General features: G+C 34.1%; 1 protein-coding gene. It reads left to right on the forward strand.

Annotated features, from left to right (window positions below; genetic code table 11):
* Positions 1–56: 56 nt before the first annotated feature.
* Positions 57–413 (forward strand): hypothetical protein (locus D3260_RS17390; protein WP_147418255.1); only part of this gene is annotated, 357 nt, incomplete at its 3' end.

Below are 413 nucleotides of genomic sequence, written 5' to 3' on the forward strand. Positions count from 1 at the left end.
GCACATTTATGTTTCTTACAAGAATAGGCGTTCCTGTAAAGTTGCAGGCTTTATTTATGAATCAGCCTATTATTAAGCAATATTTACAGAATCTTGAAAAAGCTGGGGCTGGTAGTATTCTTGATAGAGCCGTTGTGAAAGCTACGAAGCTTGCTATAGGAAACAGTAAAAATGTAGAAGCTAATGTTTCTTCAGAAAACTTAGAACATTATCTTACAGAAAATATAAAGAATTCTGTTGCAGGTAAAAAAATGACCCAGCAGGAAATAGCTGATCAGAAATTCATACTTGATGAAATGTTGAAATATGCTAAAATGGCTGACTATGCATTTAAGCTTACGCAGGCTACCAATTTCGATACATCATCATTTGCTTCTGCCATACAGATAGATAGAAAAGATGTTGTTCTGAAT

The organism is Salinisphaera sp. Q1T1-3 (assembly GCF_003602005.1).
Taxonomy (GTDB): Bacteria; Pseudomonadota; Gammaproteobacteria; order Nevskiales; family Salinisphaeraceae; genus Salinisphaera.